The organism is Chitinophaga filiformis, from assembly GCF_900102545.1.
Taxonomy (GTDB): Bacteria; Bacteroidota; Bacteroidia; order Chitinophagales; family Chitinophagaceae; genus Chitinophaga; species Chitinophaga filiformis.
Map to the genome: position 1 here is coordinate 439174 of NZ_FNBN01000001.1, position 17971 is coordinate 457144.

General features: G+C 46.8%; 14 protein-coding genes. 2 read left to right on the forward strand and 12 right to left on the reverse strand.

What is annotated here, in order from left to right:
- Positions 1-24: 24 nt before the first annotated feature.
- From BLR32_RS01865 to BLR32_RS01895, 7 genes are all read right to left on the reverse strand, one after another.
- Positions 25-1047, reverse strand: a complete 1023-nt coding sequence (locus BLR32_RS01865) for an HmuY family protein (protein ID WP_176842129.1) — start codon at positions 1045-1047, stop codon at positions 25-27.
- Positions 1048-1087: 40 nt separating this feature from the next.
- Positions 1088-3172, reverse strand: coding sequence for a TonB-dependent receptor plug domain-containing protein (locus tag BLR32_RS01870; protein WP_089828539.1), 2085 nt, complete (start codon positions 3170-3172; stop codon positions 1088-1090).
- 259 nt (positions 3173-3431) lie between these two features.
- Complete coding sequence (locus BLR32_RS01875) at positions 3432-3749, reverse strand: DUF6686 family protein (protein ID WP_218124138.1); 318 nt, start codon at positions 3747-3749, stop codon at positions 3432-3434.
- A gap of 505 nt (positions 3750-4254) precedes the next feature.
- Entirely contained in the window at positions 4255-5292 is a 1038-nt protein-coding gene (locus BLR32_RS01880) for a hemin-degrading factor (RefSeq protein WP_089828540.1), read from the reverse strand.
- A gap of 3 nt (positions 5293-5295) precedes the next feature.
- On the reverse strand, positions 5296-6144 hold the full coding sequence (locus tag BLR32_RS01885) for a heme ABC transporter ATP-binding protein (RefSeq protein ID WP_089828541.1): 849 nt from the start codon (positions 6142-6144) through the stop codon (positions 5296-5298).
- Positions 6141-7199 carry a FecCD family ABC transporter permease gene (locus BLR32_RS01890; RefSeq protein ID WP_089828542.1) on the reverse strand — a complete coding sequence of 353 codons (1059 nt, stop codon included), beginning with the start codon at positions 7197-7199 and terminating at the stop codon, positions 6141-6143. The genes BLR32_RS01885 and BLR32_RS01890 overlap by 4 nt, the downstream gene beginning before the upstream one ends.
- Before the next feature lie 342 nt (positions 7200-7541).
- Positions 7542-8387 (reverse strand): heme/hemin ABC transporter substrate-binding protein, encoded by an 846-nt coding sequence (locus BLR32_RS01895; protein ID WP_245705333.1) that lies wholly within the window; start codon positions 8385-8387, stop codon positions 7542-7544.
- A 505-nt stretch (positions 8388-8892) separates the two neighbouring features.
- Here BLR32_RS01895 and BLR32_RS01900 point away from each other — a divergent pair.
- A complete protein-coding gene (locus BLR32_RS01900) occupies positions 8893-9144 on the forward strand; it encodes a hypothetical protein (protein ID WP_089828543.1) in 252 nt (83 codons plus the stop codon).
- 8 nt (positions 9145-9152) lie between these two features.
- Here the strand turns inward: BLR32_RS01900 and BLR32_RS01905 are convergent, their stop codons facing one another.
- From BLR32_RS01905 to BLR32_RS01920, 4 genes are all read right to left on the reverse strand, one after another.
- Positions 9153-10022, reverse strand: coding sequence for a DUF4249 domain-containing protein (locus BLR32_RS01905; RefSeq protein ID WP_176842130.1), 870 nt, complete (start codon positions 10020-10022; stop codon positions 9153-9155).
- A 9-nt stretch (positions 10023-10031) separates the two neighbouring features.
- Positions 10032-12671 carry a TonB-dependent receptor gene (locus BLR32_RS01910; protein WP_089828545.1) on the reverse strand — a complete coding sequence of 880 codons (2640 nt, stop codon included), beginning with the start codon at positions 12669-12671 and terminating at the stop codon, positions 10032-10034.
- A 20-nt stretch (positions 12672-12691) separates the two neighbouring features.
- Positions 12692-13648: a FecR domain-containing protein gene (locus BLR32_RS01915; RefSeq protein ID WP_089828546.1), complete on the reverse strand. Its 957-nt coding sequence runs from the start codon at positions 13646-13648 to the stop codon at positions 12692-12694.
- Positions 13649-14128: 480 nt separating this feature from the next.
- Positions 14129-14653 carry an RNA polymerase sigma-70 factor gene (locus BLR32_RS01920; protein WP_143011329.1) on the reverse strand — a complete coding sequence of 175 codons (525 nt, stop codon included), beginning with the start codon at positions 14651-14653 and terminating at the stop codon, positions 14129-14131.
- A gap of 167 nt (positions 14654-14820) precedes the next feature.
- Here BLR32_RS01920 and BLR32_RS01925 point away from each other — a divergent pair, with 167 nt between their 5' ends.
- A complete protein-coding gene (locus BLR32_RS01925) occupies positions 14821-15843 on the forward strand; it encodes a quinone-dependent dihydroorotate dehydrogenase (protein WP_089828548.1) in 1023 nt (340 codons plus the stop codon).
- A gap of 114 nt (positions 15844-15957) precedes the next feature.
- On the opposite strand, the gene BLR32_RS01930 is transcribed toward BLR32_RS01925, so the two are convergent.
- Entirely contained in the window at positions 15958-17958 is a 2001-nt protein-coding gene (locus tag BLR32_RS01930; protein WP_089828549.1) for a glycoside hydrolase family 127 protein, read from the reverse strand.
- Positions 17959-17971 lie beyond the last annotated feature (13 nt).

The window sequence follows — 17971 nt, forward strand, 5'->3', positions numbered from 1 at the left end:
GCTGGTACGAATATTTGTTTCTTCTTAGCTGGCCGACTTTACCAGTTTGTACTCAATTACAGGGTATCCTCTTGTACCACCATCATTCAGGCCCATGCTCACAAATTTCAGTTTGTAGTAATTGCCATTGGCATCTTTCACGATGTAGTAGAAGTTCTTATAGATACCATTACCGGTAGTAGCTCTCCAGCTGCTGCCGATGGCATCGCGGGTGGATACAAAGGTCTGTGCTGCGATGTTGGTTGCTGTGAAATTGTTATAGCTGACTGTATTGCTGTCTACTTTCGCAGCGGTCACACCTGCATACTGGTTAATCACTACAAAGTCGGAAAAGAAATAAGGAAGGGTAGCCGTGTAATAAGCAGCGTAAGACCAGGCAATATCCCATTCCGTTTTCTTAGGCTCCACGTTTACAGTACTGCCATTATCCAGTGAGAAGAAGGTAAAGTTGTATTTATTGTCCTTGCTGATATTGACTGTTTTTATAGTCGTTTCTTTCAGCTTTGCATACTGTAAAGTATAACCATCTCCATTGCGTGTAACAAGGATCTTGTACCAGGTAGCAGGATCTGCGGCAGAAGCATTCTCCGGTTTTACCAGGTAAACATGATTGCTGGATGCCGTAGCAGATACTTCAGCGATCACAGTTTTAGTGAGATCACCAAATACATCATCGATCATACTCAGCGTACCTGCTCCCTGACCAATAGCCAGGCTCACACCTGCAGTATCGTCAATATTCACAGTACTGATATCTGTTTTACTCAGGGCAACAGCGCTCGTAGCCGTAAAGCCATTGAGTATAACACGGTATGATGAACCGCTATAAAAGCCGAGCGACCAGCTGGCGCGTGCTCTTGTAGCAGTAGAGTCTGAACTGAAGTCTACGTAAACGGTATTAGGGGAACCAGTACCACCGCCTCCATTCAGCGTCAGTTGAGAACCATCTGAAGGTGGTATCACCACGGCGGTATCCTCGTCCTTACTACATGCACTGAATAATCCTGTTCCTATAGCAAGTACGAGAAAGAGTCTGCTTAATTTCATAGTCATCTTTTGTTTTGAATTGTATTTATTTAATCAATAATTATTTTCTGCTGTTCCAGTTAAAGCTTAATCCGGCGAAGTAAGACCGGCCATACCACATAGGTAAAATGCCTCCTGCTGTATGTGCCTGTCCGCTGGTCAGTGTAGAATTGCTGATGTTCGTATTATCAAACAGGTTCCTGACACCGGCATTGATGCTTACATACTTTGTAATATTCTTTGTTGCTGTAAAATCGGCCTGGTGGAAAGCATCTGTCCTTACCTCATGGATGAAGGCAGGAGCATTCGTGGCAGTCACTTCTTCATATGCCGGGCGCTCGCCATTGAACTTGTAAGAGAGATTCAATGCCGCACCTATCTTGCTGAAACGATAAGTGATGTTTGCATTCACTTCAGGCGTCCAGGTAAACTGCGGACTGGGATAGGTTTTATTATACGTCTCATCATCGGAAAACTGGTTATACCTGCCTATGTAAGCAACGCCAGCATTCACCTGCAGCGCTTTCCAGTTCAGCACTCCACTCAGTGTACCTCCAGTAGTTTTGAACTTGCTGATGTTTACATAGGTGGAAGTATCCGAACCATTGATCGTAGCAATGTCTATCCTGTTATTGAAGTCGTTGTAAAATCCGGTCGCTGTTACCCCCACACGTACAGGCCCGTCCTGTATCGCCTGCCAGCTCGCTGATCCTGTAATGCTGTTTGAGTACTCTGCTTTCAGATCACTATTCCCTTTTATAGAATGGCTGGCATCAAAGAAATAGAAATACAGTTCTCTCAATGCAGGCGCTCTGAAACCACGGGCATACGACAAACGCAGGTCGAGGTTACTCCGTAGTGCAAACTTTGTATTAATGGAAGGGATCACCGGTGGTGCGTCGTAAACAGAATTCTTACTCAACCTTACACCCGGACGTACATTCAGCCAGTGTATGGGTTTGATCTCTGCAGATAAGAACAGCGAATAGTCACTGATATCCGGAGTTCCCAATATCCGCTCACCGGAAGAACCATCCCTGCGGTATTCAATACCTGGCTGAAAAGACCATACCGGCGATAGTGTATACTGTGCTGTTCCTCTGAAGAAGACGGTATTGAATTTGGAAACATCCTGCGCACCTGCATCAGGAGAAAGAACCTCCGTGTTATTTGCGAAATCTCTGATGGTAGTGCGGGTCACTCGTTTGTATTGCTGATACGAAGCCGTGCCATTCACACTCAGGTCTTTATTCACCTGCCATACCGCCTGCGCCTGGTGCGTATAGCGATCTGTGAGATAATGCTGGTCGGTAGCCTTACCGTTATCAAAATTGATATCGCCTTTACTGATGATATCTTCATCCAGGTAATCCAACCGGTACCATACCTTCAGATGATCATTACTATAACCAAAGGAGCCATTGGCAATCAGCTGGTCTTTGGGCTTCCAGGCTTTTCTTCTGCCAGTGAGGGTATCACTCCATCCGCCAAAATCGTTGCGGGTAATACCACCTCCGGCAAAGACGCCATTGCGTCCCCACTGAATACCCAGGTTTTCATTATGTATTCCTTTACCACTAAATGCAGCATATTCCTTCCCCACTGTCTCTTCCTGCACTCTTGCTGTTACCGACAACTGCTTGCCGCCATGATACTTCTTCGTGATAATATTGATCACCCCAGCCAGTGCATCTGTACCATATACAACAGACATAGGGCCTTCTACTATTTCAATTCTCTCTATTGTATTAATGTCTATCTGTGTAAGACTTTGCCGGGTGCTGCCCCTGTCAACCAATGGCACGCCATCCAATAATATCTTCACATTCGCACCAGACATTCCCATGATCTCCACATCTGTTTCACCCAATGTAGCATCATTAGAGAAACGTACACCCAGTTCATTATCCAACACCCCAAGAACATTGGTAGCGCCGCGCAGTTTCATATACTCACCGGAGATAGTCCGTACCTGGTAAACGGATTGCTTTAATGACTGCGGAGCATATTGCCCTGTTACCACTACGTCGTGCAAACGTACTGAATCAGCTATAACTGTAGCCGCAACGGCAGGCCTGACGGACTGCGCCCATGCGTCGTTACACAATGCAAAAGAAAGTCCCAGCACAATAAGATGTGACCTCATAAAGTATAGTAGCGTTAACCCTTTAAGAGTTTGTTAGAACAATAGCTTCCCTGCCGCAATATTGTTATAAGACAATACGGTGACCTATGCGGATGCATTACCAGTATTAAATGAAATATGCTTACGGTACTACACGAACTACAGCGGAGATTGTAGTTATGGTGTAATATTGGCGGAGTAATAATACATGCAAAGAAAGCATGCAGCGGACAAATAAGTTTATCTATTCAGGAAAATGATTTACGCGAAAGGGAAAAATCTACCGAATCAATTCATATACCTGTTGGAGTAATATGGCTTCACTCATGGCGTCTTTCACATTCCGCCATTCCTGTTGGGTGAATGTGAAACTGATATCCCTGCAGGGGGAATGCACTACGACACGCTCTTCTCCGTCGGGAAACGTCATACAGCAATCATGAAAGTTCTGGTGTTCCAATGTTTCATAGAATAGCTGAAAATCCTGTGGTGTGAAATTCAGGACCAGGTTATTATGCCAGATATATACGGTCTGACAATTCGTACAATGGCTGATGTGGGCCTGGTCCTTCTTACACAATGTTCTGATATCGCACATAATATTTTAGTTACAAACACGGAGCTCCTGGCGGAGTGTTGTGTCACATTAAAAATGTTTGGGTATATCTCAGTAAGCGCTGCATGCCTGACTGGCAGAGGCAGCTTTCACTGAGCCGTTTTCTGAGGATAGTAAAATATTTTGGAGCTGACAAACAATGGATGCCTGCAGCATGATATATCAATCACTCTTTACGCAATTCAAAAATAGTAAGTAGTAGTAAGGAAGGATGCTCAAATGAGGAAAACGATTTGTCAATTAGGGAAAATATCGCTGCAGGGTAATGGGTTGCATCGCGGTGGTACGCAATCCGGGTGTCGTGTACACGGGGTATTACGTTCCCCGGGTATCACGCTGTCCCCGGGGTTGCACGCCGTCCGCGGGGTTGCACCCCTATCCCCGGGGTTATCACCCCGCGCTACAAACACAAAGGCTCCTGACGGAGCCTATTGATGTTTTGTTGGATGTACGGTTGTAATATTAATTATTAGTTGTTCAGTAATTATTAGTTGCTCAGCGCTGCTGCCAGTGCGCGCCATTCTTCCAGCTCAGGGTTTCCTGGTTTACGTTTGCCAAAGAATTGTGCGATCATCTCTCCTGTTGCGTCAAACACTTCTACAGAGGTTACAATGCCATCAACGGAAGGTTTTTCTACAACCCAGCATTGTGCAATGGCATCTGTTCTCAAATGCAGATTAAAATCTTCATCCATTACATTGATCCAGTTAGGAATACCAACTATCTTTTGCACAGGACCTGTATGGATTTCAATGTTGCCCGGATTACCTACGAATACCATGATCTCCAATCCTGTAGCTGCAGCCTTTTCCAACAGTGTTTTTACACAGTCATTATTGGTGCGACGTGCATACTTACCTTCTGCCAGTTCTAATGCACGTACCCTGGAAAGTTTATGTTTCATCAGCAAAGGGAAGAAATCATGTGTATCCTGTAATGCAGCCCAGCCCTGCAGAAATGCTTCTTTATCTGCATCTTTATCATTGTATACATGCGCAGGCGGCGGCGGTGCAACTGTAATAGCAGTTGATTGTTCAGCTGCTGTGAAGTCGGCTACAACCTTATCCCATGCAGCCAGATTGGTTTGTTCAACAGCATAGATCTTCATGATAGCGACACCCTGCGCATCAAATATCTGCAGGGATTTTTTGAAACCAATGCTATCGTCTGTTTCTACAGCAAAACCATATTTCCAACGGGAGAAGAACATGCGGAGATCAATGTCTTTTCCCAATACAGTACCTACGTGTTTGTTTTCTGTATTTACTATTTCAAAAACACCTTTGCGTTCTATTACGCAGTTTTCATTACGTGTCAGCACCATTACCTTACCTAAGGCAGGCATTGCCTGTATCAGCGCAGGAAATTCATTCTTCAGATGTTTTAAAGTACTACCGGTACAAGCAGCTACCAGCTCTCCTTCACTGACCTGTAACTGGCTGGCGGCATCACGGATCCTTGTTTTCGGATGTTGCTCACGAAAAGCCTGCCATTGTTCTTTTAATGTTGTCACAGTTGCGTTCATGTTTTACATTACTTTTAATGCCTTTTGGGCAGGTGATTGAAATAAACCACCGGCAGCGGCGGTAACCACCAGCGGATAATGACAGTGAGGATGTTCCAGCACGGATACATCCACACCAAAACAGTTTTTGATATGAGCGGATGTGAAGATCTCCTCCACAGTTCCCTGTGCATATACCCGGCCATCTTTCAACATTAACAGCCTGCTGGCATAGGCAGCGGCCAGCTGAAAGTCGTGCAATACAGCTACAACCAATACTCCACTGGCGGCCAGTGTGGAAGCCAGTTGTAAAGACAATTGCTGATGAAGGATATCCATCCCTGTTACCGGTTCATCCAGCAGCAACATTTTCCTGCCGGTATAGTCTGTTGCCTGTAAGTCGGGCGCTTCCAGCAATTGCGCGAGTACACGCGCCATCTGTACTCGTTGTTTTTGTCCTCCTGATAATGTCAGGTATGTTCTGTCACGCAGGTTTTGTATCTGCATTACTTTTAAGGCATAGGTAATGATCTCCTTATCTGTGGCAGAAAGATGGGCGTTATAAATGTAACGGCCCATACTTACGACTTCTGTCACAGTGAATGGCTGGTTTAATGTCAGTTGCTGCGACAGCACCGCCCTTGTGCGGGCCTGTGCTGCTACGGGCAATGTCTTTAATTCCTTTTCTCCTATCATTACACTACCCTGGTATTGCATATATTCTCCTGCTATTACTTTCAGCAGCGTAGATTTTCCTGCACCATTGGCGCCCATGATCACACACAACTCTCCGGCTGCGGCCTCCAGGCTAACGCCCTGCAGGATCTTTATTTTACCCAGTGAGAGTGAAATATCTTTTACATACAGCATCATGCGAGTATAGTCCTTTTTTCCTTGATAATAAGCCAGAGAAAGAATGGTGCGCCTAATACAGCAGTAATAATGCCTACCGGCAATTCCGCAGGCGCTACGATGGTACGGCACAGGAGATCGGCAACCGTCAGCAGCACTGCGCCAGATAAAGCGGCACCAGGTATCAGTATCCTGTAGTCGGGACCGGTGAACTGACGCACGATATGCGGTACGATCAAACCAATAAAACCGATGACACCAGCCACCGCCACGCCTGCTGCCACCGCCATTGTTGCAAAGATGACGAGCAGCGACTTCAACCTGGGTACTCTCACCCCGCTATGCATCGCTTCCCGTTCTCCCAGGGCCAGCAGGTTCAGTGCAGGCGCCAGGCGGGGCAGCATGATCAGCGGAATGATAATGAAGGGCGCTACACCAGATACTGTCTGCCAGCTGGCGCCTCCCAGGCTGCCCAGCGACCAGAAAGTGATACTGCGCAACTGTTCATTGTTGGCCAGGTAAGTCATCAGCCCCGTAACAGATTCACATAATGCCCTCACCGCAATACCGGCCAGTAACATAGTAGAAATGGCTGCCTGTCCGCCGGTACGGGCAATGCGGAAAATGAATAAGGTGGTGATAATCGCTCCTCCAAAAGCCGCCAGGTTCAATGCATAAAAATTCAATGCCGGGGCCTGTTCAAAAACTGGTAAGGCGTTTTGTACAATGATCATCACTACAGCTGCCATGGAAGCGCCGGAGCTGATACCTATTAAGCCCGGATCTGCCAGCGGATTTCTGAACAATCCCTGCAACGATGCTCCTGCCACACCCAATCCCGCGCCTATTAATGCACCCAGCATCACTCTCGGCAGTCGGATCATCCATAGTACGCCGGGCATATTCTCCTCATAGGCAACAGGCAGATGAATGCCTGCCTTATCCAGCAGAATGGCGAGTACCTGTAAGGGCGACATATGCATAGCGCCTGTACCGGTTGCCAGCAGTATTGCAATGATGAGTAATACACTCAGTATGGTGATACTGCTGACGCATTTTATGTTTGCTATATTCATTATTATTTATTCATCGAAATATGTGTTATACGTCGGGTTACGGCTGCGTCCCCGGTTGTGTCCCGGTTTCGGATGCGTCCCCCGGTTGTGGATGCGTCCCCCGGTTACGGATGCGTCCCGATTGTGGACGTCCCGATTGTGGATGCCCCCGATTGCGGATACGTCCCGGTTGTCGATGCGTCCGATCGCGGATGCGCCCCCCGGTTGTGGATGCGTCCCCGGTTGTGGACGTCCCCCCGGGTTTGCAACCCGGGGCTACAAACACACCGACTCCTACGGAGTCGATTGACGGAGAAGAATTGCATTTGTTATAAACCTGTGTTTATAAAACCGATGCAGTATTTATGAATTCAATTTCCCCGCCAGCTCCTGTACAGCCTGTATCACACGCGGTCCGAACCCTGTCAGCAGCTGACCATCCATTACAATCACCTTCTTTTGTTTACCTGCTGTCGTCTGTTCAATACCCTGTACTTTCAGCAGGCCATCCACACCGCCCATGCTTTTTAAGCCATCATCAAACATGAGGATGACGTCAGGATTGGCAGCTACCAATGCTTCAGGCGTCAGTGGTTTGAAATCATTGAATCCGGTAGCCGCATTCTGTGCACCGGCCAGCACGATGATCTTATCGAGAGGTGTTTCTTTACCCGCCACCATCATAGTACCGGCGCCGCGGGCATAGATGAACAATACTTTTTTAGGTTGTGGTTTTACGTGTAATGCCTGCTGCTCTTTGTCCAGTTGTTTTACCAGTGCAGCACCTTTTTCCGGCACTTTCAGCGCAGCAGCAACTGCTGTGATCAGTTTTTTGGTTCCTGCTACGGAGAATTCCTGTTTCATCAACACGGTCTTTACGCCCACACTTTTAAACTGTTCGATCACAGCCGGTTGTATGAAGTTATCAGTAGCCAGGATCAGATCAGGCTGTAATGCCAGTACCGGTTCGGCAGAAATATTCCGGTTATGTCCCACTTTCGCCACCTGCTTCATGCTGGCTGGATAAGTACTTGTGACGTCCACACCTACCAGCGCGCTCTCAAATCCCAGTGCACATACAATCTCGGTAACCGCCCCGTTCAGCGACACAATACGCTTAAAGCCCTGTTGCGCGCTAACATTCATCGCTGCCAACAGGCAGACAGCCAATGACACGATCAGTGATCGTATCCTTATATGATTCATCATAATCTGATTAAAGTAAGAATGACAATAAATAATGTTGAAAAGAAGAAATAAATGGTTGACCCTACCCGGGGTTTGGGCCAACCATCGCTTACCATGAGCATTTTTACTCCGCCATGCTCCGGCAAGAACTTGAATAAGTTATCGCATACAGGATGCTTTGAAGTCAGGTATGGACATACAGCGAGCCATTACGGAACTTCACAGTGATCCGGTACAGTTTACCAGTAATTAAATTTTAAAAAGTATGGCTATCAGTCATGATATGATATATAGGGATATATCAGAATTGGACTGACAGGTGCGGCGGAGTAATTGAGTGATGCAAATCTATGTCATAGAAATGTAACCAACTAATCGAATCGGGAAATTTTTATGACAATCTTTACGCAAAAGGAAATATCTACATCTTTCAATATTTCATGGGGAAGTTCGCCACGGGGTTAAACTAAATGCTTTGTGCTATTGTTAAATATACATTACCTATCACCGGAAAAAATTTAAACCCATGGATTGGGATGAAATACTGAATCCACTATCGCCATACTATCAGAGTGCGATGCAGGAACAACAACAACTTGTAAATCTGCAGGACGGGCTCATATCAGCTGCCAGAGAACTGATGTCTTCCGTTTACCCGCAGATCTATCATCTTGAATCGGCCGGATACACAGAACTTGAAAACACCATTATTTCGGAATGTGTGAAACTGTCGTGTAAACTGAACGATATTATACTGAAGTACCAGATAGAAAAATAGCCACTGTACTACTCTACTGAGAATGAAAGCCTTCTGGCATTCACCCCTCCCAAGATGCCATATCCGTTTTCCACATTGGAATAGACGTTTACAGGATCCACTGAGAAATCCATCCGATCCTCCAATCGCTGCGAATATGTTCCATCAAGGTACTTGTAGGCTCCTCTGGTCAACCCGCTGACTTCCACGATCATGTGAGAAGCTGTTATTTCTTTGCTTGTTTGCAACACAAAGAAGACATCTTTTCCATTGATACGTTCATCAGTCAGCAGCACTTCGCTGTAATATGTATTGCCGATAATGTCAATGAAATTATTGTTGAACGAAGGGTCAAGACGAAACTTCACCGTATCCTGCTTCTGGGGTACAATCTCTCCATTTACAACATCCGCATTGTATACGCGGATCCTGTAATAGTTCCTTTCTGCGATATTATCTTTCAGGAAGAATTTTACCCTGTTGGATGTCTTTTGTGCAGATGCCTCCCTGATGTCTGGTGCGCCCGGTGTGCTATCTGTTGCTGCCACACTGGCCAGGCCGGTATAACTCACGCTCACTGTATACGCTTTTCTTACTCCTGCTACCGCCTGCGATACATAATATCCTTTTCCATTGATCACCCGCCACTCCGGTGCCGGCAGTGTTTGTCCGTTTTCCCGTATGACTACAGTAGCGCCCTGCAATTCCGGGAACCGCAGGTTGCCATATTCCTTCACCGGTTTGCTTTTGGTGACACGTATATATATGAGACTGTCTGGTTGAATCAGGCTGTTCAGCACCACTTTATCCCCATCGTAAGGAATCGGGATCCGTGATTCTTTTTCACAGGCTGTCATCACAATGACAAGCAATATTGCATAAAAAGAAAATGGACGCATACGTTTCATTTAAAATTTAATTGCATAGGTTACACTTGGCAGGATTGGCAGAATGCTGATCTGTGCCAGGTAACGTTCCTGTTTTTCCGTATCAGTGACGATATAATATGAGAACGGATTCGGTTGATTATAAGCATTATACAGACTGAATGTCCAGCTCTTTGTCCACAGCTTTTTCTTTTTACTGTAGGTAGCGCTGAGATCCAGCCGGTGCATGGATGAAGTACGGTATTGATTCCTGTTGCCAATATGATCCAGGATAGGCTCTTTTCCCGGTGGATCAAATGGAGAGGCATCTCCTATTCCTTCATAACTCGCAGTCGGCAGGGTCAGTGGTAGTCCTGTTGTGTATTCCCAGGTGGCAGACAATTCCCAGCGTTTGCCCAGGCGCTGTGTCAGCACTACTTCAATATCATGCCGGCGGTCATACTTATAAGGGAAAGACTTGCCTCCGTTTACAGTCGGAAATGTTCTGTCAGACCAGGCCAGTGTATAACCAATCCATCCTCGCGTTGTACCTTTTTTCTTTTCCAGTAAGATCTCTCCCCCATAACTACGGCCCTTGCCAACAGCTACCTCGTCATCCCAGTTCTTGCCGGCGCCGTCGAACGGTGATACATACTCACTGTATTCTATTACATGGTCCATGGTTTTATAATAGACTTCTGCAGACATGGTATACATCCGGTGGCGACTGGTCTTTACAATACCAAGGGATCCCTGACGGGAGAACATCGGCTGCACCTTGCCTGTAGATGGCACCCAGAGGTCAGTAGGCAGGCTTGTACCACTGTTGGTTAGCAGGTGCAGATATTGGGTCATATGTGTGTATGAGGCCTTGATCGTCCACCTGTGCGGCAACTGATATCTAATCCCCAATCTTGGCTGTATCGAATGATAGAAACGGCCATCTACCAGGAAGCCGGAAGCATGTATACCTGCATTGATGCGAAGCGCCTGTGTTGCACTCCACTCATCTTCCGCATACAACAGTAGCTCCTGCCCTACGGAAGCGCCATTATCATAAGTTGTATCCAGCGAAGGCTCCACACCTCCTTCATCTTCAAACAATGATACTCCCGGATTAAAGATGTGAGTAATAGCTCCCATTCCAAACTTGATAGTATGATTGGGTTTCGGCCTGTATTCAAAATCAGCCTTTGCAACAATATCCTGTATACTGGAGTAATATTTTCCGTACAATGTGCTCGTGTCAATGGTATTTAGCCCTTTATAATTATACTTGTACTCAGTAGAAAAATAATACTGTGAATAATTGGTGGTGAGGTTGGCAAACAACTTCGGACTGAAAACATGGTTCCAGCGAAGTGTACCGGTATAATTTCCCCATAAGAACTTAGAGCGGCTATCGCCAAAATAGGCATTGGGATTGGCGGTATCCCGCGGACTTTCCTTCCATGTTAAATTCAGCCGGTCCTGGCCTACATAACCACTCAGGTACAAACGGTCCTTTTCGGAAAAGATGTGATTCACCTTCAGATTAGCGTCATAAAAATACACGTACCCTTTACTATCCGGCCCATCATCGTCCCTGGTCTGTATCAGGTCATTCAACAACAGATCGGTATGTGAACGGCGGCCAGACACAACAAACGAGGTCTTGCCTTTTTTAATAGGCCCTTCTACCATCGCCTTTGCAGCAATCAGCCCGATAGCGGCTTCTCCGTGAAACTGCTGCATGTCGCCGTCTTTCAGTGAGATGTCTACAATAGACGATAAACGTCCTCCGTAACGGGCTGGGAATGCACCTTTATAGAACTCTGCACTCTTCACAATATCAGGATTGAACACAGAGAATATCCCGAATAAATGCGATACACTGAAGATCGGTGTACCATCCAGCAGTACCAGGTTCTGATCGGGGCTTCCTCCTCTTACATTCAATCCGCCGCCACCATCTATACCTCCTGATACACCCGGCAGCGCCCCGATGGCACGCATCATATCCGCTTCTCCTAACAGGCGTGGCATTGATTTCATTTCTGCGGGCGACAGATTCAATTTACTCAGTGGTACCTGATCCTGTTGACGGAGCGTGTCTGTCACTACCACTACTTCAGGCAGGCTGTTTTGCGATTGCAATGGCACGATCACAGGTTCACTCTGAGATTTCCTTATTGGTAATCTGCCGGGTTTATAACCGATGTAGGAGACCTGTAAGCTAACTGTATCCCGGGGTAAGGTGAGACTAAAAAAGCCAAACTGATTGGTCGTAGTACCCACTCGTTGTACGGGCGAATAAACAGTTGCACCGATCAGTTTTTCACCGGTGGCATTATCCTGTACGTATCCACTGATGGTCTGCGAAGGATGCTTTTTAAAAGTGAGCACAATCTGATCACCGATACGGGCGAATTGAATATCGAAGGGTTTAAAAACATCTTCCAGTGCTTTTTTCAGGGGCTTGTTATGTATGTTCACTGTTACCAGCGGGGACAGGTCAACAACATTTTTGCTGTAAGAGAAATGGATGCCATATTGTTTCTCCAGTAGAATACATATTGTTTCAAGCGGCTGGTCCTTCACTGCCACACTGACCCTGGTACGCCAGTCCCATCCCGGGGATGCATATACAGGAATACAGATCAGCAATGTTCCTAATAACATCCTACCAAACAGCGACATCATTCTTTTTAATGTTGTAAAAATTATTCTTCATGCTTCTTTAATATTACGACGGTATCTTTTTTCTCTACATCTGCATTGGTCATGAAAGCGATAGACGCCAGTACATTCTCTGCCGTTTCGCCTGTAAAAGTAGCCGTTACCGGCAATTGCAGCAAGGCCGCATCTGCAGTAACTTTTACATGATAAATTACTTCAATGGTCTGCAATACTTCCGATAAAGGGATATCAGTAAATACCAGCTGCTGACGGGCGGCATCCGCTACATGTGCAGCGATCCTGAAGGGGACTTTTTCCTCCTGCTGCTCCAGTAGCATACCAGCCGACAATACCACACTATCCCGGCTGCTCCTGTCTGTTACCATGATCTGTCCTGTGTCAACATGTACACGCAGCGCACCTTTCTTACCAGCCGCAAAATCTACCATAAAACGGGTGCCCAGTACTTTAATACTCCTCTTCCCCAGTTTTATTATAAACGGGCGAGCAGCATCCGGCGTTACATTGAAGGTGGCTTTTCCTTCCAGGGACACTTCACGCTGTCTGCCGCCAAATCCTGCCAGTACCTGCAGCTGCGCCTTATCTTCCAGCTGAACGGTAGTACCGTCTTTCAGCTGTGCCACTACTGGTCCGGTAAACCGTTGCGTACGGCTATTACGGACTGTCAGCCATAACAGGCCCGTGCCGGCAGCAATCAGGATAACGGCAGCAGCCGTCCACCACTTACGCCATTTGTAGGTGACCACCTTTCCGCCCATTTTGGCGCTAAGGGACTGCCAGGCACGTTCTGTGTCAGCAGGTGTCACTACCATATGAGGCTGTTCCTGCAGCAACTTTTCAAGCGCCGACAACAGCCCGGGGTGATCAGGATCACTTTTCAGCCAGTCGTCTACCCACTGGCGCTCAGCAACATCGGCCTCCCCCAGCAAATATTTACATAGCAAGGCATATAATGCCTCATCAGCATACAGTTTAGTCATCGAACAGTTTGTAGTGTTTAGAACAGATGAAAGCAGGCAAAAGCACAACGAGGCTTTCTTACGGTAACAGACGCAGGCTATGGTAGTATTCCCCTATCGGGGATGCAAATATTCGTAAAAATTATAAAAGATAATTCCGGGAAACAAAAGGCAGTAGGACTCCGCCGGAAGTCCCCTTGCCCAATGACGCCCAAACGTCATTAACAAAACATAATACTACTCCGGCAGGAGCCTAAGAGAAAACCTCTTTCATTTTCCGGGAGGAGCGGCATCTCTGATGTCTTCTATACAAAACTGACATCATCGCTTGTTCTCTGCCTCTTCTCTGCTAGTTCTATGCTTCTTCTCTGCTTGTTCTCTCGCCGCTTTTTGGTCAAAATAATATCAGTAGTCTATTACTTCCGGCACACATGCATTCAGCGCCAACGCCGGTACTCCGGCTCAGATCTTCCCCGAAGGGGTAAAATCATCCTGCACAGATCAGAATAACAGCACATGCAGGTATTCCTTCAGTTCTTTATGCATGATTTTCAATGCCTTCCCCATCTGATTTTCCACGGTTTTCACAGAAATGTCCATCACTTCAGCTATTTCGGCATATTTTAATTGTTGCTGCCGGCTGAGTATAAATACTTCACGACAACGGTCGGGCAGCACTTCCAATGCCCGCTGATACATCCGTTCCAGCTCCCAGGCAGGAGATTGAACCTGTCCGTCGGCTGCATGCAGATCGCCCGCTACCTGCTCTTTTTCCTGCCTTACCGTTTCCTTTCGCCAGTTGCTGATAGCGGTATTCCGGATGGCGGCAAACAGGTAAGACCTTACAGCGCCCGCAATATCAATGGTTTCCCGCTTCTCCCACAACCGCAGGAACACCTGCTGCACTACCTCCTCCGCCTCATGGGCGTCACCGGTGTAATGCACAGCAAATGCCAGGCAAGCGGCATGATGTTCTCTAAAGGTATTTTCAAATGTACGACGGTCCAGCATTGGTATGTAACGCACCGTAAAGATATAATATATACCCGGTTTTGTTGTGTTATCTCCTGACTATCATTCTTTCCGTGTATTCGGACGTGAAGGAATGACTATAAGCAGGAGATGCCCAGCCATTAAATTTGTGAAACTACTGTTATCCAAAATTGTAGGTACTTTCATTAACTTTGGCCCGCATGTATAATCTTATTAAAAATATACTCTTCCGCTTCCCGCCGGAGAGCATTCACTACAAGGTGATGAAAGGCCTGCAGGTGATACATAATATCCCCCTGGGCAAAAATATCGTACGTTCTTTCTGTCAGCCGAAACGCAAAGGCCTGGAAAGACAATTATGGGGACTGACCTTTAAGAATCCCGTAGGACTGGCAGCCGGCTTTGACAAAGATGCCCGCTTCACAGACGAACTGGCCAGCCTGGGATTCGGATTTGTGGAAATCGGTACCGTAACACCGGTAGCACAACCCGGTAATGATCAGCCCCGCCTGTTCCGCCTTCCTGCCGATCAGGCCCTTATTAACCGTATGGGTTTCAATAACGGGGGCGCTATTGCCGCTGCCAAACGTCTGCAGAAACGGAAATCAAATATTATCATCGGTGGTAATATCGGCAAGAACAAGATCACGCCGAATGAGCAGGCCATTAACGATTATGAGAAATGTTTCCATGCCTTGTTCGATGTGGTGGATTATTTCGTTGTGAACGTCAGCTCTCCCAACACACCTAATCTGCGTGCACTACAGGAGAAAGAGCCCTTAAAACAGCTGCTGCATCACTTGCAGATGCTGAATGCACAAAAGCCAAAGCAAAAACCTATTCTGCTGAAAATAGCGCCAGACCTGACTACCAGTCAGCTGGACGACATTATCGAGATCGTACAGGATACCAAACTGGCCGGTATTGTTGCTACTAATACGACGATCGACAGGGATAACTTACAGACACCCGCAGAAGAAGTAGCCGCTATCGGCTCCGGAGGTCTGAGTGGTCTGCCGGTGAAGCAGAAGGCCACAGAAGTAATCCGGTATATCCATCAGCACACCAATGGCGCTGTGCCTATCATTGCAGTAGGAGGTATCTTCACCGCTGCTGATGCACAGGAGAAACTGGATGCAGGTGCATCGCTGGTACAGGTGTATACAGGGTTTGTTTATGAAGGACCGGCGATTGTGAAGAAGATCTGTGAAGGATTAAAATAATTATACGCTTACACACTACAGGCGTCATATGTAACTACTGTTACACGTGACGCCTGTAGTATTTAGCACCAGAGCTATGCAAATACACAGCTCCTTTGGGATGTTGCTGATGGATTACTTAGCCAGTATTTCCACGTCCACTATTTTTTCCGGGAACCATACATTCATTTCGCCCTCTCCCCTGTTTGCCCATGCATAATATGGGATCAGTGTTACCTGCTTCGGTACTGTATTAACCTGTTGCTGCTGCTCATTTACATTAATACTTTTACCTTCACCTTTCAATACAACCACACCATTCAGCAGGTCCTTCCTTACTTCAGGCTGAAATACATCAGGCAATAAGAGATTACTGGTACGGCCGTCGTTATCCTTCCACTCTGCACAATACATCAATGGGCCGCGCTGAATAGCTACTTTGCCATTGTCATCTTTTACCTGCTGATCAGCCAATACTTCATGTGTCGCCATTGGCAATTTCACTTCCACCACATCCTTCTTGTTCCACTTCCTGTTGATCACCGCATATCCCTGTTCCAGCTGATAGCTTACCGGCTGACCATTTACTTTGATCAGCACACTGTCTGCCTTACCAGCCTTAAAATAATAGATCCCTCCGGGAATAGCTTCCTGCCTGGCCCAACCGGGTATGCGCACTTTTAATGTGAATTCAGTGGCAGCGGATGGATCGATATTGAATCGCAGATCTCCCTCCCATGGATAGTTATTCGACTGTACAATCCTGACCTTCTGCTTTTCTACCTGTAATGAGGCAGTACTGTTCATAAACAGGTTGACATACACTTCACGTCCCTTCTGTGCATAGATATAACCCGGCAGAGAAGGCAGGAAGCGTGTCATATTTGTCGGGCAGCAGGAGCATTCAAACCATCCGGAGCGTGTTTCCTCCAGGCTGTGATAATGCATCCCTCTGCGCACCTGCATAGCATTCGTGTAGAAGAAAGACTTACCATCCAGCCCTACACCTGATATCAATCCATTGTACAGGATCTTCTCCAGCATATCTACATACTTAGCATCGCCATGCAACTGGAACATACGCTGATTCCAATAGACGTTACCAATAGCTGCACAGGTTTCATTATAAGCGGTAGCATTAGGCAGGTCATAGTTCTCTCCAAAGCGCTCCCCATCAGGTATAGCACCGATGCCACCCTGTACGTAGATCTTTTTGGTAGCCATATTATTCCAGATCCTGTCAATGGCATGCAGATAAGCGGTATCGTTTTCCAGCGCTGCTATATCAGCCATTGCCGAATACAGGTACATTGCTCTTACAGCGTGTCCTACTGCTTCGGATTGTTCTACAACCGGCTCCTGATCCTGCCAGTATTTACCATTCTCCCATGGATTACGGCTCTTGGAATTATACTGCCGTTTACCTCTTTCGTCAATGAAGAACTTTGCCAGCTGCAGGTATTCTTTCTTTCCGGTAACGCGGTATAAACGTACCAGTCCCATCTCCACTATTTCATGCCCGGGAGCAACGCCACGTTTGCCGGGACCAAAGGTCTGTACCAGCAGGTCTGCATTCTTCAGCGCAATGTCGAAGAAATTGCGTTTGCCTGTAGCCAGGTAATGCGCACAGGCCGCTTCAAACATATGTCCGGAGTTATATAATTCATGGCTGCCATCGTGTTCCTTCACCCATCGTTCCGGTCCCGACCAGTCGTGTGGATGCAATGGATCAATTGTTCTCGCTGTATACAGGTATCCATCCGGTTCCTGCGCTTTGGCCACAATAGCGATCAGCGAATCGACATAGGCATCCATCTTCTTATCAGGAGTAACGGCCATAGAATAAGAAGCACCTTCGATAGTCTTATAGATATCCGTATCATCGAAGGGGAACTTCGTACAGAACTTCCCTTCTTTCGCTGCGGCCATCTCAAAGTTCTTCACGCGGCCTGTACTTTCACATCTTGCAAATGATGCAGGAATCGTCACGTTATGATTCGTGCGTACACGCGGCAGCCAGAAGCTGTCCGTCAACTGTACGGCAGTGAAATTCACCGGCCTCACAGGATAGTCTGCCTGCTGTGCGCAGAGCGGAACTGCATACAGCAATGCAAGCGATAACAATTGTTTTTTCATAACCCTATATAAA

Coding starts and splice junctions, on each gene's coding strand:
- BLR32_RS01895 (WP_245705333.1), bottom strand. CDS start 8,387: ATGATGAATCATATAAGGATACGATCACTGATCGTGTCATTGGCTGTC.
- BLR32_RS01905 (WP_176842130.1), bottom strand. CDS start 10,022: ATGCGTCCATTTTCTTTTTATGCAATATTGCTTGTCATTGTGATGACA.
- BLR32_RS01900 (WP_089828543.1), top strand. CDS start 8,893: ATGGATTGGGATGAAATACTGAATCCACTATCGCCATACTATCAGAGT.
- BLR32_RS01880 (WP_089828540.1), bottom strand. CDS start 5,292: ATGAACGCAACTGTGACAACATTAAAAGAACAATGGCAGGCTTTTCGT.
- BLR32_RS01910 (WP_089828545.1), bottom strand. CDS start 12,671: ATGATGTCGCTGTTTGGTAGGATGTTATTAGGAACATTGCTGATCTGT.
- BLR32_RS01875 (WP_218124138.1), bottom strand. CDS start 3,749: ATGTGCGATATCAGAACATTGTGTAAGAAGGACCAGGCCCACATCAGC.
- BLR32_RS01925 (WP_089828548.1), top strand. CDS start 14,821: ATGTATAATCTTATTAAAAATATACTCTTCCGCTTCCCGCCGGAGAGC.
- BLR32_RS01930 (WP_089828549.1), bottom strand. CDS start 17,958: ATGAAAAAACAATTGTTATCGCTTGCATTGCTGTATGCAGTTCCGCTC.
- BLR32_RS01865 (WP_176842129.1), bottom strand. CDS start 1,047: ATGAAATTAAGCAGACTCTTTCTCGTACTTGCTATAGGAACAGGATTA.
- BLR32_RS01890 (WP_089828542.1), bottom strand. CDS start 7,199: ATGAATATAGCAAACATAAAATGCGTCAGCAGTATCACCATACTGAGT.
- BLR32_RS01870 (WP_089828539.1), bottom strand. CDS start 3,172: ATGAGGTCACATCTTATTGTGCTGGGACTTTCTTTTGCATTGTGTAAC.
- BLR32_RS01915 (WP_089828546.1), bottom strand. CDS start 13,648: ATGACTAAACTGTATGCTGATGAGGCATTATATGCCTTGCTATGTAAA.
- BLR32_RS01885 (WP_089828541.1), bottom strand. CDS start 6,144: ATGATGCTGTATGTAAAAGATATTTCACTCTCACTGGGTAAAATAAAG.